This window comes from Streptomyces sp. A012304 (assembly GCF_026008495.1).
GTDB lineage: Bacteria > Actinomycetota > Actinomycetes > Streptomycetales > Streptomycetaceae > Streptomyces.
Map to the genome: position 1 here is coordinate 1 of NZ_BQUN01000045.1, position 14,142 is coordinate 14,142.

The following is a 14,142-nucleotide window of genomic DNA, read 5'->3' on the forward strand; positions in this document are numbered from 1 at the left end:
CGGCGGAGCTGTGCCCGCGACACGGGCCGCACCCGTCGCCGTACGCCGGGCCGAGGCGCCACGCGCCTCCCCTGACCGCCCCCGCGCGGCGCCCGCCCGGTGGTCTTCCCCCTTCCTTCCCGGCGAGGTGACCCGGCATGACCACACCCACCCCACCGAGCGCCTTCCCGGACGTCGAGGCCCTGGTCGTCGACATCCTGGAGGCCGACTCGGCCCTCTCCACGGCGCTCGTCACCGTCGAGCCGCCGTCGGACTTCGACGGCACGACCGCCGCCGTGCTCGTCAACCGGCGCGGCGGCGCCTGGGTCGGCGAACTCCACGTCGACCAGCCGCTGATCGAGCTGGAGGTGTACGGCCCGACCAAGCAGGCCGCGCACGTCCTGGCCAACTCCGCCCGCCGCGCGCTGATGGCCGCGGCCGGCCGGCGCCACGGCACCAACCTCGTCACCGAGGTGGAGGAGCAGGACGGCCCGCGCTGGCTGCCCGACTACCTCTACGGCGCGGCCAACCGCTACGTGACCGTGCTCAAGGTGTTCATCGACGTCTACTGACGCGCCTCCGCGCGGCCCGGACCGCCCGTGCGCCGCGCCCCACAGACCGAAGGCCCCGCCCGTCCCGTACGGCGGGGCCTTCGCCGTACCCGGAACACCCGGGAACGCACCCCGCACCACCACCCCTACACAAGGAGAACCATCCATGGCAGGCACCAACTCCTCCGAGATCCGCATCGCCGGAGTCGGCCGTCTCTACGTCGCCGACGCCGGCACCGACATCCCGGCGACCTTCTCCAACGACACCGCCACCGACTGGGCCGGCTGGACGAACCTCGGCTTCACCACCGGCGAGGGCGTCACCTTCAGCAAGAAGGACAAGCTGGAGCCGGTGGACGTGTGGCAGGCCGTCAGCCCGGTGCACTTCGTGTACTCGGACCGGGACCTGACCCTGAAGTTCTCGCTGCTCCAGTTCAACGAGGACACCCTGCCGTTCTTCATGGGCGGCAACGACGTCGTCGCCGAGGGTGCCGCCACCGGCGTCTACCGCTACGACGTCGCCGACCGCCCGTACGCCGACGTCCGCGCGCTCGGCCTGGAGTTCACGGACGTCCGCGCCGGCGGCGACCCGGCGACCAACGGCGTGACCTACCGCTTCGGCATCCCGCGCGGCCAGGTCACGGCGGCCGACGACATCAAGCTGGCCCGCAAGTCGGCGGCCCAGCTCGGCATCACCTTCACGGCGATGGCCACCCCCGGCAAGTCGGCGCTCGCCAGCTTCCTGATGAAGGACCCGTCGTACGCCGCGTCCTGACCCACTCGGGGCGGGGCGGTCCCAGCCGCCCCGCCCCGGCCCCGCTCCTTCCTTCCCCACCCCAAGACTTCACGGACTTCGAGGAGTACCCATCACCATGACCCGTTTCGACGTCAACGCCGCCCGCGCCCAGCGCCTGGAAGCCCTCGGCCGCACCTGGTCGTTCCAGCTCGACGGCGAGAGCTTCACCCTGCCCACGGAACTGACCCGCGCCACCGCGAAGGCGCTGCGCAAGCTCGACGACAATGACGTGGACGGGCTGCTCGGGCTGCTCATGGGCGAGCAGCAGTTCGCCCGCTTCGAGCGGCACGAGGTCACCATGCAGGACATCGCCGCCATCCTGGAGGCCTACGGCAAGGAGACCGGGCTCGGCCTGGGGGAAGGCTGAGCCTCGTCGGGTTCGTCGACGAACACGCCGAGGCCCTCGAAGCGGATCTGCTCCGCTACTACGGCATCGACCTGCTCGACTGGCACCGGGACCGCCTCTCCGCGCGGCGGCTCGCGGTGCTCATCCAGCACCTGCCACGGGACAGCGCCCTCAACCGGGACCTGCACGGGGAGGCCGCCGAGTGGTCGGTGACGGACCATCTGCTCGCCGCCGTGGTGGACCATCTGGCGGCGGGCAACTGGATGTTCGCGTGCGTCAACTCGGAGGAGAGCGACCAGCCGGAGCCTCCGGTGCCGGTGCCCCGTCCGGGTGACGGGTCGCCGGAGAGGGCCGATGCCACGGACGGCACGGACGGGGCCGCGGACGGCACCGCGCCGGGCACCCGTGCCGGGCCGGGCGCACCGGGCGGTGCCCCGGACGGCTCGGCGCCCTCCGCGATGCAGCTGGCCCGGTTCTTCGCCTGACCGCGGGGCGGCCCCGGCGCCCCCGCTCGTGCCCGGCGGCCCCCGCGTCGCCGGGCCGATCCCTCGACGGGAGAACGGCGGGGTCCTGCTCCACGAACCTTGCACAACTGCCAGTGCACCCTGCATCGCCGCAGGTCCGGACCGCGGGACCACGGAGAGTCCTCGGCAAACACGGAACGACACCACCGGATTACTCGTACACTAGTTCGAACAGGCGCTTCGCACACCCCAGGAGCGCCATCTGCACCACAGCCCAGCGGACAGACCGGAAAGCAGGCCCGACATGGCGACTGGCACCAGCGACTCCCCGAAGCAGCCGATCGACACCTACACCCGCCTCGCCCATCTCCTGCACACCACGGCCCCCGACGGCGAGGCCCTGCTCGACCGGGTGTACGAAGAACTGCTCGCCCGGGAGTCGCGGGCCTACGCGGCGGGGTGGTCGGACGCGCTGACGGAGGCCCGCCGGACGCACCGCAGCAGCCGGCCGTAGCCGGCTCGGGCACCACCACGGAAGGCCGGCCGGCCCGGCACCCGCACCCGCACCCGCACCCGCACGGCAGGCGGTAGTCGGCCCCGCACCCGCACAGCACACCCCAGCGCCGCGGGACGTATCGGCTCCTCCCCCGACCGTCACCGCGACGCCCTTCGGCCGTCTCTCCCAGACCACGGAACCACAGCGCTCAGGCCCGCCTTTTCCCTCCGCCGCTCGGGAAACGCAGCCCTGGGCTCTTCGGCATGCCCGAAAAAAGCACCGAGGCAAGCCGAGACACAGAGATGCACCGAGGCACGTCGCACCACCCCTCCCTCATTCCTGACGAGGTGAAAATGGCCACCGGTTCGGACTCCGACGTCCTTGACAAGATCGCCGAGATCAAGGACGAAATCAGCACGGTGAAAACCACGCTGAGCACCCATGTCAAATCCAAGAACAATGTGACCAACGCGGAACTGAACGCCGTGAAGGACGAACTCAAGGAGGCGATCAAGAAAGGCAAGGACGAGCAGAAGACGGTCTGGGAAGCCCTGCTGGAGGCCGTCGGCCTGAAGGACGTCTTCGAGGCGTTCAAGCAGGTGGACACCCTCACCCTGATCATCGTGGCGGTGGGAGCCACGCTCGCCTTCCTCAAGGACAGGGTTCTCAACTACGGCAAGATGCTCAACCTGATCTGGGAAAGGCTGACCGGCAAGGTATGGAGCATCAGCCCACAGACCGGCAGGCCGACCCGGATGACGCGGGCCGAGACGGAAGCCTCCCAGGCCGTCTCCATCAATCCCACGAACCTCACCCCGGAAAAGCTCGCCGCCCTCCAGACCGCGCTCAACAGCATCAGCCCGAAGATCAGGGAATTCAACAGCGCGATCAGCGGGATGAAGTCCCCGCGGGCGATCAACGGGATCGCCAAGGCCGTGGGAGCGCTCAAGGCCAAGCTCACGCCGAGCCCCGCCACCACCATCTCGAACACCGCCTCCGCCATCGGCGAGCTCAACACGAAGCTCGACAAGTACGACCCCACGAAGCTCCCCAAGGCCGCGGACCTGCGCGCCGTGCAGTCGGCGGCGACCAACCTCGCCGAGACCGCCGAGACGCTCCGGACGAAGTTCGTGGCGCTGTCCAACGGGTTCGGTGCCGCCGCCGGCTCCCTCGCCGGCGGCACCGCCTGATGACCCCGTTCCGCCCGAAGGAGGTGTGCCATGAGTCTCGTTAGTTCACTGAAGAAGGCGTCCGGCTCCCTGCAGGACTTCAAGTCGAAGGCCGCCGGCGCCGCGTCGGCGGCCAAGGGGGTCGGCAGCGCCGGCAAGTCCGGAGCGACCCAGCTGAAGGCGCTGAAGACCGCCGCGCAGGGCTCCGAGAAGGAGCTCAAGGACCTCAAGACCGCGTCCGACCAGGCCGAGAAGTCCATCGCCAAGGCCGGCCGGACCGGTTCCACCGCCGGCAAGAACCTCGGCAAGTACGAGTCGGGGGCGACCAGGGCGGCCAAGGGCCAGGACAAGATGAACAAGTCGATGAAGGGCAACTTCTTCGGCATGCTCATGGACCTGCTCATGCCGCTCATCCAGAAGGTCGTCGAGATGGCGACCCAGTCGAAGACCATGCAGAGGGTCCTCAAGACGGCCTTCTCCGCGATCAAGTCCGTGATCAGCAGCGTCATGAAGGCCATCGGGCCGATCATGAAGAACGCCGCCAAGCTGATCAAATCGGTCTGGAACGGCATCAAGACGGCCGTCTCGAAGGTCGTCAAGGCCGTCGCCACCGTCATCAAGACCTACGTCGACATCTGGAAGAAGGTCATCAGCACGGCGCTGAAGGCGATCAAGACGGTCGTCTCCAACGTCTGGAAGGGCATCAAGGCCGTCATCTCCCCGGTCGTCAACTGGGTCAAGTCGGCGATCCCGAACGCCTTCCGCGCCGTCAAGGACAAGCTGTCCAGCATCTGGGGCGGCCTGAAGGGCATCGCGGGCCGCGCCTTCGACGGCATCAAGAGCGCGGTGAAGGGACCCATCAACGGGGTCATCGGCATCATCAACCGCGCGATCGGCGCCCTGAACGGCATCAAGGTGTCGATCCCGGGATGGGTCCCCGGCGTCGGCGGCAAGTCCTTCGGCGTCAGCCTGCCGAAGATCCCCGCCCTCGCGGCGGGCGGTGTCGTCATGCCCCGCTCCGGCGGTGTCCCGGCGATCCTCGCCGAGGCCGGTGAGGCGGAGGCGGTGCTGCCGCTGAGCAAGCTGGACCGGCTGCTGCGGCGGGCCGCCGCCCAGGGCTCGCCGTATGCCGGAACCACCGGGTCGGGCGGCCGCGCGCTGCACATCGAGCACTACTACGCGGCCGAGACCAGCAGCCCGCAGCGGACGGCGGACGCCCTGATGTTCCTGGCGAAGGCACGCGGATGAGTGCCGCCGTCGCCGCGGGCGCCGGCAACCTGCGCAACGCGTTCCACAGGAGCGCGCCCGTCCTGCGGTCCTTCCGGAGCACGGTCGAGCAGACCCACGCGACCGTGCGTTCGTTCACCGACCGCGTCAAGGCCGCCGCCACCGCCGTCGACGGTGTCCGCCCCGGCGTCGACCAGGCCGGCACGGCCCTGCAACGGATCAAGGGCAACGCCGACGCCGCCGCCCGCTCCGTCGGCCGCGTCGGCCGCACCGCCGCCACCGCCGCCCCCGGGATCAAGGCGGTGGGCGGCAGGGCCAAACGCTCCACCACCGCGCTCGGCAGGCTCAAGTCCGCCCTCGGCGGTGTCTTCGCCGTCGTCGGCGCGCTCATCGAGGCCTCCGGCGTCGTCGGCGACCTGATGGGCGCCTTCGGCACCGCCATGACCATCGGCGCGGGCGTCATGCTCGTCATCAACGGCCTCACCCGAGCCAACCCCATCGGCTTCGTCACCGGCCTGCTCCTCCCCGTCGCCGGCTGGCTGCTCGACCTCGCGCTCAACTCCGAGACCGGGCAACGGCTGATGCGGCAGCTCGCCGGCCTCGTACTGAAGTACGTCGAGGGCTACCTGACCGTCATGTCCCCGCTGCTCAAGGGCATCGCGAGCGCGGTGAACACGTACGTCACCGGCTACCTGGGGATCTTCACCACCGCCCTGACGGGCATCGGCACCCTCGTCGGCACCGGGTTCGCCGTCCTGAGGGCGCTCACCACCGGCGACACCCGCGCCCTCAGCGGCAGGGTGTCGTCGATCTGGCGGGGCTTCAAGGACCGGGTCAGGCCGGTGCTGACGTGGATCACCCAGGACGTCCCGCGGATGTTCACCCGGGTCAAGGAGGCCACCTCCAGGACCCTGAACGCGATGGGCGGGTTCGTCACCACCGGCGCCCAGACCGTCGCCGGCGTGATCAAGGGCCCGGTCAACGGCGTGATCGCGTTCTGCAACTGGGTCATCGACAAGCTCAACAGCCTCAGCTTCAGCTTCTTCGGCAAGAAGTTCGGCTTCGACCTGGACAAGATCCCGATGCTCGCCGAGGGAGGCATCGCCGTACCGGGCGCCTCCCGCCGGGCCGGCCGGGTGCTGCCGCTGAGCGACCTGGAGCGCCGACACGCCCTCGTCCAGCAGCGGCGGGCGACCACGGCCCGCCGGCAACGCCACCACATCAAGGAGTTCCACGAGAGCCGGGGCGCCGGCGCCCGAGGCACCGCGGAAGACCTGCTCTTCCTCGCATCCGCTCACGCCTGCACATGACAGTGAGGTGAGGCCCCATGGCCGAGACGACAACCGCATACACCGAGGACCTTCCCCCCGGCTCACTCATCACCCGCGACGGGCAGATGCAGTGGGCCGGACTGCTGATGGGCCCCGGCACCCCGTACGAGATCGACCGCGGCGGTCTGGCCGGCTGGGAGGACCTGCCGGAGTACGACTCCTCCGACGCCGACCACCCCACCGCGCACGGCGCCTGGCCCGGCGCCCGCTACGCCAAGCCCCGCAAGGTCGGCGCCACGGTGTGGACCGTGCCGCCGCAGAGCGGGACCGAGTCCTCGCTCAGCGCCATGCGCGCCCTGCGCCAGGCGCTGCTGCTCGGCGACTCCGAACGCTGGCTGGCGGTGCGCCTGCACGGCGAGACCCTGGCCGTGCGGGCCCGGGTCAGCCAGCGGGTGCTGGCCGCCGACCGGACGTACACCACACAGGGCGTCTCCCGGGCGTCCGTGCAGTGGCACGCCACCGACCCGCGCCGCTACTCCGTCACCGAGCAGACCGCCGTCACCGGCGCCCCGCAGCCGGAGAGCGGCCTGAGCTGGCCGCTGACCTGGCCCCTGTACTGGGGCCAGACGTCCTCCACCGGCGATGTGAACGCCGACAACGCCGGCTCCGCGCCCACCCACCCGCTGATCGGTTTCACCGGGCCGTGCACCAACCCGACGGTGACCGACCGCGCCTCCGGCCGCCGGCTGCGCTACCAGATCACGCTCACCGCCGGCGACGAACTCGTCGTCGACACCGCCGCGGGCACGGTCACCCTCAACGGCACCGCGTCCCGCCGCAACACCGCCGCCGCCGACAGCAGCCCCGAGGAGCTGTTCGCCTTCGAACCGGGCCGCGCCCAGCTGGCGTTCCGGCCCGACACGTACGACACGGGCGCCCGCATGACGGTCCGCTGGCGCGACGCCGAGTGGTGACCGTCCCCGCCAGCCGACCCAACCTCCGAGGAGAACCCCAGTGAACCTGCGCAGCTCATGGGTGGCCGAGACCGGCCAGACCCGCGAGGACACCCGTCTGACCCAGATCGGCGCCACCACCCCGGTCAACCCCCTGCAAGTCCGGTCCGGCATCCTCCCCGGTTCCTACGACGGCCAGTACCGTCTGTCGGGCTTCTGGATGGAGGGCCACGCGGGCACCATGTCCGCCACCGTCCACGAGGGCCGGGCGATCATCCAGGCCGACAGCGGCCAGGGCGCCTACCCGGTCGCGCTCGCCGAGCCGCTGCCCCTCGCCTTCGCCGACGGCCAGGCACAGGACCGCTACGACATGGTCGTCCTGAAGATCTACGACGACCTGTACGACGAGTCCGGCTTCACCAAGGCCGCCCTGGAGATCGTCCCGGGCGAGCCGGACACCACCCCGGTGGAGCCCGCCCTGCCGGACATCGCGCTGCCGATCTACCGGGTCCGGGTGCGGGCCGGGGTCAGCGCCGGCAACGGCGGCATCAACTGGAACAACGACGCCCTGGACCTGCGCACGCCCACCGTCGCCCTCGGCGGCATCCTGCCGGTCGTCGGCGATACCGGCAACGGCGCCTACCCGGGCCAGTACCGCGACTCCGGCGGGGCACTCCAGCGCTGGGACGGCTCGGCGTGGGTGTCGTACCCGAGCGCGCTGGGCGGCATCGCCCCGGCCGGCACCGTCACGGCGAGCTACACCGGTCAGTACCGCGACAGCTCCGGCGGCGCGCTCCAGCGCTGGAACGGCTCGACGTGGGTGTCGCACCAGGTGGAGCCGAAGTGGACGGACTACACGCCCGTGTGGCGCGCCGACACCGGGACCGCGCCGAGCATCGGCAACGGCCTCGTCGCCGGCTCGTACGTGAAGATGGGCACGCTCGTGCACGTCCGGATCTACCTCCGGATCGGCTCCACGACCAACCTGTCGGCCCAGGCCACCAACGGCAACTGGAGCTTCTCCCTGCCGACCCCGCCGGCCACCGCGCTCGCCACGGGCTCCTGGAAGGTGGACGGCCGGGTGCTGACCGTGCTCGGTTTCGACTCCTCCGAGGGCCTGATGTACCCGGGCAGCGGGCTGCTGTCGACCAACAACGGCGGTGTCGTCCGCAACCTGCGCGACTCCATGAAGATCGGCAACGCCTTCTGGGACAAGGGCTTCCCGTTCACCTGGGCCACCGGGGACGTGCTGTCGATCCACGGCACCTACGAGTCCGCCTCCTGACCCCTGACCTGCCGAAGGAACCGCCATGAACGCACGTTCCGCCTGGCTGTCCCCGGACGGCCAGACCCGGGAGGACACCCGGGTCACCCAGGTCGGCGCCGTCACCCCGGTGACCGACGCCAAGGGACGCTCCGGTGTCCTGCCCGGCTCCGACGGCGGCCAGTACCGGGTCACCGGCCTGTGGCTGGCCGGCACGACCGGCGCCATGACCGCCACCGTGGGCGTGGGCCGGGCGGTGATCCAGTCCACGGTCGCCCGGGGCGCCTACCCGGTGGCCGTCACCGAACCGGTGCCGCTCACCTTCGCCGACGGCGACTCCCAGTACGGCCGCATCGACCTGGTGGTGCTGCGCGTCTACGACCACGCCTACGACAGCTCCGGCCGTTCGCAGGCCGTGGTGGAGATCGTGCGGGGCACCCCGGCCGCCGAGCCGGTCGCGCCCGCCGCCCCGGACGTCTCCCTGGTCCTGTTCACCGTCGCGGTCGGCGCGAACGTCACCGCCGGCAACGGCGGCATCGACTGGGACGACGCACGCGTCGACCTGCGCCCCACCACCGTCGCCATCGGCGGCATCCTGCCGACCCGCTCCGACGACACCGCCCCCGGTGGCTACCCCGGCCACTACCGGGACATCAACAGCACGCTGCAACGCTGGGACGGTTCGGCCTGGGTGCCCTACCCGAAGGGCGTCGGCGGCATCGCCCCCGCCGGTTCGCTGACCACCGGCGGCTACACCGGCCAGTACCGCGAGTCCGCCAACGGTGTCCTCCAGCGCTGGAACGGCTCCGCGTGGCAGTCGGCGGTGGCGCCGCCGGCGTACACCGGCTCCCTCGACGCCGGGACCACCGCGTCGACGACGTACACGGCGGCCCTCGCCGACACCGCCGTCTCGGCGCTGACCCTCACCTTCACCGCCCCGCCCACCGGGGCGATCCTGCTCGGCTTCGGCGCCAGGATGGTGACCAAGGAGAGCAGCACCGCCACCGCCTTCATGACCCCGCAGCTCACCCGGAGCGGCACCGTGATCATCGCCGCGAACGACGAGTACGCGGCCGTCCACGGGGGTCCCGTCGCCAGCTCCGTCTCGACGCTGTTCCGGATCTACGGGCTCGTCGCCGGCGCCGAGTACGCGGTGACCGCCATGCACCGCTCCAGCAGCGCCTCGGTCACCTGCGAGTTCGACAACCTCTTCCTCCGCGTCGACCCGAGCTCCTGACCTCGACCTCCCCGAAAGGAGTCCCCCATGCCCCTGCGCTCCGGATGGCTCTCCCCCGACGGCCAGTCCCGTGAGGACACCCGGCACGTCTCGCTCGGAGCCCTGACCCCCACCTCGGCGACGACCAGCCGCGGCGGCGTCCTGCCGGGCTCGTCCAACGGCGCGTCCCGCGTCTCCGGCTTCGACCTCACCGCCCAGGACGACAGCATGACCGCCACGATCGCCCCCGGCCGGGCCGTCGTCCAGGGCACCCAGGCGCAGGGCGCCTACCCGGTCGCCCTGACCGAGCCGATCGAACTGACCTTCGACGACGGCGACCCCCAGTACGGGCGCATCGACCTGGTGGCGCTGCGGGTCTACGACACCGTCTACGACGGTCTCGGCCGCGCCGAGGCCGTCATCGAGATCGTCAAGGGCGAGGCGAAGGCCATCCCGACCGTGCCGGCCACGCCCGCCCTCGCCATCCCCCTGTACGCGATCAGGCTGCCTCCGGGGGTGAGCTCCGGGTCCGGCGACATGATCTGGAGCGGCGCGGTGTCGAACCTGCGCACCGCCACGGTCGCCGTCGGCGGCATCCTGCCCGTCACGAACGACAGCGCCAACGGCGCCTACCCCGGCCAGTACCGGGACAACAACGGCGTCCTCCAGCGCTGGACGGGCACCGCCTGGGCCGAGCCGACGGTCGTCGTGGAGACCGCCACCACCGGCGCGACCGCCGGGAGCAACTGGTCGATGACGTCGTTCAACGCCCGCCGCACCCGCGGGGTGTGCTCCTTCAACGTCCAGGTCACCCGCACCGGCGCCAATCTCACCGCCTCCGCGGCCGGCACCACCAACCCGGGCCAGCTCACCGACGAGCTGCTGTGCACCCTGCCCAGCGGCTGGCGCCCGGCCACCGAGATGTTCGCGGTCGCCGGCGACGGCAACGGCAGCGGCGCCGCCCGGATCGCCACCGACGGCGGCGTGTACCTGCTCAACTGGACGACGAGCGGCGTGATCCTCACCAACGCCGTCGTGCGCGTCTCCAGCTGCTACGTGCTGTGACCACCGCCCGGCCAAGGAGCTGACCGCGCATGACCACCAACACCCCGTACCGCGCGATCTTCTGTGATCTGCGCACCGACCGCACCATCGACATCCTGCCCCTGCGTGACGTCACCGTCGACGACTACATCGGCAAGCCCGGCTCGCTCTCGGGCACGGTCCCGCTGCCCGACGCGGCGATGGCCGCCCGCGCCCGCCGCATCGAGGAGGGCCGCACCGCGGTCTACCTCCAGCGCGGCAACGACCTGTGGTGGGGCGGCGTCATCTGGACCAGCACCCTCCAGAGCGACGACCGCGGCGTGCTCTCCCTGGGCATCCAGGCGGCCACCTTCGAGTCGTACGCGTCCCGCCGACGGATCCGGGCGACCTTCTCCTACTCGAACACCGACCAGCTGGCCATCGCCCGGAACCTGTGGACCCGGCTGCAGACCTCGCTGTCCGGCGGCGACATCGGCGTCAGCTACGGGACGGAGACCTCCCAGCAGTACCGCTCGGTGTCCTACCGCGACGGAGACGAGACCGTGTACCTGGAGGCGATCGACGCGCTCGCCGCCCAGGACAACGGCTTCGAGCACCACATCGCCGTCTACCGCGACCCGGCCACCGGTGCGCGGGTGCGCCGGCTGCGCCTGGGCAGCCCGCAGATCAAGATCGGCACGACCGACCTGGTGCTGGACCGGCCGGGCACGATCCTGTCGTACTCCTTCCCGCGCGACGCCACCCGCGGCGGCACCACCGCCCGGGCGCGGGGCGCGTCGGACAACACCAACCAGGCCGTGGAGTCCCGTCCGCTGTACTCCACGGAGAAGACCGCCCAGTCGCTGATCGACGCGGGCTACCCGCGCATCGACCTGTCCTCGGACCACAACGACGTCTCCAGCCTCAGCGTCCTGGAGTCCCTCGCCACGGCGGAACTCGCCGAGGCCACCGGCGCGGTGGTGATCCCCGAGATCAGCATCCGCCTCGACGACCTGGTGCCGCCGGCGCTGCTCGGCCGCACCGTCCGGCTGCGGATCACCGACGAGTGGTGGACCGAGGGCCTGGACGCCCGCTACCGGATCATCGGCGTCAAGGTCAGCCCGGCCCAGCGCGGTCGCCCGGACACCGCCGAGCTCTACCTGGAGGAGATCTGATGCCCCAGCTCCCCGAAGACATCATCGACCGGCTGACCCAGATGGAACGCCGGATCCAGCAGTTGTCCACCGCCGTCAACAACCGGCCCGCGCTCAACCAGGTGACCAACGGCTCGGTGCACGTCAACGGTGGCGTCCTGGAGGTCAGCAACGGCGCGGTGGAGATCGTCGACGGCGCTTCGCTGCTGGTCCAGGGACCGAACCTGCCCGCCCCGACGCTGCGTGTCGGCACCTGGGACGGCTCCGAGTACGGCATGGAGATCCACCGCCAGACCGGCAGCCTCGCCATGACCCTGTACAACGGCGACGGCACCAGCGGGTCCAAGCAGCCGCTGCGGATCTACGACTCCGCCAACCGGGAGATCATCTCCGACGACATCACCACCGGCGGCCTGGCCCGCCCCTGGATGGTGATGGTGCCCCCGCAGGACGTCGCCCTGTCGCGCGGGCCCCAGACCACGTCCACTTCCTGGACGACGATCGCGATGTCGTACAACACCGTCTGGCAGCCGAAGATGCGGCTGCGGATGACCACCGGGGTCAGTTCCGGCGCCGCCGGACAGATCCGGGTGCTCGTCAACGGAACCCAGTGGGGCACCACCGTCACCGCCCCCACCGAGTTCGACCAGACCGCCCTGATCAGCGCCGACTTCGCCTCCGTCTACACCAGCACGGTCAAGATCGAGGTCCAGGGCATCGTCACCAGCGCCTCCGGCACCGTCTACGCCACCCCCACCCTCATGCACGGCCGTCAGTCCTGACGCCGCCCCGCACCGAACGCCAACTGAACGCCAACTGAAAAGGGAGGCACCGCCCATGGCCGAACCCCTCTCCGCCGACGCCCTCGTGTCCGCCCTGCGGGCCGAGGGCGTCGCCGTCGTCGAACACACCGGCTGGCGCACCAACAACCGCAACCACAAGGGAGGCTGGGGCCCGGTCAACGGCGTGATCATCCACCACACCGTCACCACCGGCACCAGCGCCACCGTGAACCTGTGCTTCAACGGCCACTCCAGCCTGCCCGGCCCGCTCTGCCACGGCGTGATCGCCAAGGACGGCACGGTCCACCTCGTCGGCCACGGCCGCGCCAACCACGCCGGCACCGGCGACCCCGACGTCCTGGCCGCCGTCCGCGCCGAGAGGTCGCTGCCCGCCCCCGACCGGCGCACCACCGACGGCAACGCCCACTTCTACGGTTTCGAGTGCGTCAACCTCGGCGACGGCAAGGACCCGTGGCCCGCGGCCCAGCTGGAGGCGATCGTGCGGGCCTCCGCCGCGCTGTGCCGGGCGCACGGCTGGAGCGCCCGCTCGGTCATCGGACACAAGGAGTGGACCAGCGCCAAGATCGACCCGCGCGGGTTCGCCATGTCCGATCTGCGCGCCCGGGTCGCCGCCCGGCTGACCAAGGCGCCGGCCACGCCGAGCACGGGGGCCGCCAAGCCCGCCCATCAGCCCTTCCCGGGCGCCGAATGGTTCCGCGGGCAGCCGAGGTCGGCGATCGTCACCGCGATGGGCAAGCGCCTGGTGGCGGTCGGCTGCTCCGCCTACAAGGCCGGCCCCGGCCCGCAGTGGACCGAGGCCGACCGCGCGTCCTACGCCAAGTGGCAGCGCAAGCTCGGCTACACCGGCGCCGCCGCCGACGGCTGGCCGGGCGCCACGTCATGGGCCGCGCTGAAGGTCCCGTACAGCTCCTGAGAAACGAGGTGGGCCATGTCAGAGGCCACGAAGCGGACCCTCCGCACCGTCCTGCAAACCGCCGTAGCCCTGTGCATGCTGCTGCCGACGGTCGTCGACGCCGCCGGTGTCCCCGGCGCCCTGCCCGGGGTCGCGGCGGCCCTCGCCACGGCCGGCGCCGTGACCCGGATCATGGCCCTGCCCGGCGTACAGTCCCTGCTGCCCGCCTGGCTGCGCACGGACACGCCGACCGGTGAGAGGAGCGACGCGTGAACGAATCCGATCCGGCCGTCGTCGCCGTCGAACTCGAACGCCTGCGCGGCACCGTCGAGGCCGGCTTCGCCCGCGCCGACGGGCAGCTCGCCCTGCTGGTGCAGCGCAGCGACCAGACCGACAAGCAGATCGCCGACCATGAACAGCGCCTGGACGCGCTGGAACGCTCCCGCTGGCCGGTCGCCAGCATCGGCGCCCTGGCCGCCATGGCCACGGCGGCCATCGCCCTGTGGGAACTGACCGGCCGCTGAACACGCCGAAAGGG

The 14,142-nt window shown here is 71.3% G+C and carries 17 protein-coding genes; all 17 read left to right on the forward strand.

From position 1 onward, the window contains the following. The first annotated feature begins 137 nt into the window (after positions 1-137). The 17 genes from ALMP_RS11065 to ALMP_RS11145 all read left to right on the forward strand — a co-directional run bounded on the left by ALMP_RS11065 (position 138) and on the right by ALMP_RS11145 (position 14,128). Positions 138-551: a hypothetical protein gene (locus ALMP_RS11065; protein WP_264926525.1), complete on the forward strand. Its 414-nt coding sequence runs from the start codon at positions 138-140 to the stop codon at positions 549-551. A gap of 145 nt (positions 552-696) precedes the next feature. Then, complete coding sequence (locus ALMP_RS11070) at positions 697-1,305, forward strand: phage tail protein (protein ID WP_264926527.1); 609 nt, start codon at positions 697-699, stop codon at positions 1,303-1,305. Positions 1,306-1,402: 97 nt separating this feature from the next. Further along, positions 1,403-1,693 carry a hypothetical protein gene (locus ALMP_RS11075; RefSeq protein ID WP_264926529.1) on the forward strand — a complete coding sequence of 97 codons (291 nt, stop codon included), beginning with the start codon at positions 1,403-1,405 and terminating at the stop codon, positions 1,691-1,693. Between the two features lie 65 nt (positions 1,694-1,758). Beyond that, on the forward strand, positions 1,759-2,157 hold the full coding sequence (locus ALMP_RS11080; RefSeq protein WP_264926594.1) for a hypothetical protein: 399 nt from the start codon (positions 1,759-1,761) through the stop codon (positions 2,155-2,157). A 283-nt stretch (positions 2,158-2,440) separates the two neighbouring features. Next, positions 2,441-2,650 carry a hypothetical protein gene (locus ALMP_RS11085; RefSeq protein WP_264926531.1) on the forward strand — a complete coding sequence of 70 codons (210 nt, stop codon included), beginning with the start codon at positions 2,441-2,443 and terminating at the stop codon, positions 2,648-2,650. A 335-nt stretch (positions 2,651-2,985) separates the two neighbouring features. After that, a complete protein-coding gene (locus ALMP_RS11090) occupies positions 2,986-3,822 on the forward strand; it encodes a hypothetical protein (protein ID WP_264926533.1) in 837 nt (278 codons plus the stop codon). 30 nt (positions 3,823-3,852) lie between these two features. Continuing rightward, positions 3,853-5,049, forward strand: coding sequence for a phage tail protein (locus tag ALMP_RS11095; RefSeq protein WP_264926535.1), 1,197 nt, complete (start codon positions 3,853-3,855; stop codon positions 5,047-5,049). Next, a complete protein-coding gene (locus tag ALMP_RS11100; protein WP_264926537.1) occupies positions 5,046-6,338 on the forward strand; it encodes a tape-measure protein in 1,293 nt (430 codons plus the stop codon). Before ALMP_RS11095 ends, ALMP_RS11100 begins: the two co-directional genes overlap by 4 nt. Before the next feature lie 17 nt (positions 6,339-6,355). Further along, positions 6,356-7,273: a phage tail family protein gene (locus ALMP_RS11105; protein WP_264926539.1), complete on the forward strand. Its 918-nt coding sequence runs from the start codon at positions 6,356-6,358 to the stop codon at positions 7,271-7,273. A gap of 40 nt (positions 7,274-7,313) precedes the next feature. Beyond that, entirely contained in the window at positions 7,314-8,537 is a 1,224-nt protein-coding gene (locus ALMP_RS11110) for a hypothetical protein (protein WP_264926541.1), read from the forward strand. Positions 8,538-8,562: 25 nt separating this feature from the next. Beyond that, on the forward strand, positions 8,563-9,753 hold the full coding sequence (locus ALMP_RS11115) for a hypothetical protein (protein WP_264926543.1): 1,191 nt from the start codon (positions 8,563-8,565) through the stop codon (positions 9,751-9,753). 27 nt (positions 9,754-9,780) lie between these two features. Continuing rightward, a complete protein-coding gene (locus tag ALMP_RS11120; protein WP_264926545.1) occupies positions 9,781-10,797 on the forward strand; it encodes a hypothetical protein in 1,017 nt (338 codons plus the stop codon). Positions 10,798-10,826: 29 nt separating this feature from the next. Beyond that, a complete protein-coding gene (locus ALMP_RS11125; protein ID WP_264926547.1) occupies positions 10,827-11,930 on the forward strand; it encodes a hypothetical protein in 1,104 nt (367 codons plus the stop codon). After that, positions 11,930-12,691, forward strand: a complete 762-nt coding sequence (locus ALMP_RS11130; protein ID WP_264926550.1) for a hypothetical protein — start codon at positions 11,930-11,932, stop codon at positions 12,689-12,691. Before ALMP_RS11125 ends, ALMP_RS11130 begins: the two co-directional genes overlap by 1 nt. A gap of 55 nt (positions 12,692-12,746) precedes the next feature. Then, positions 12,747-13,625 carry a peptidoglycan-binding protein gene (locus ALMP_RS11135; protein WP_264926552.1) on the forward strand — a complete coding sequence of 293 codons (879 nt, stop codon included), beginning with the start codon at positions 12,747-12,749 and terminating at the stop codon, positions 13,623-13,625. Positions 13,626-13,640: 15 nt separating this feature from the next. Continuing rightward, on the forward strand, positions 13,641-13,877 hold the full coding sequence (locus ALMP_RS11140; protein ID WP_264926555.1) for a hypothetical protein: 237 nt from the start codon (positions 13,641-13,643) through the stop codon (positions 13,875-13,877). After that, positions 13,874-14,128 carry a hypothetical protein gene (locus ALMP_RS11145; RefSeq protein WP_264926557.1) on the forward strand — a complete coding sequence of 85 codons (255 nt, stop codon included), beginning with the start codon at positions 13,874-13,876 and terminating at the stop codon, positions 14,126-14,128. Before ALMP_RS11140 ends, ALMP_RS11145 begins: the two co-directional genes overlap by 4 nt. Positions 14,129-14,142 lie beyond the last annotated feature (14 nt).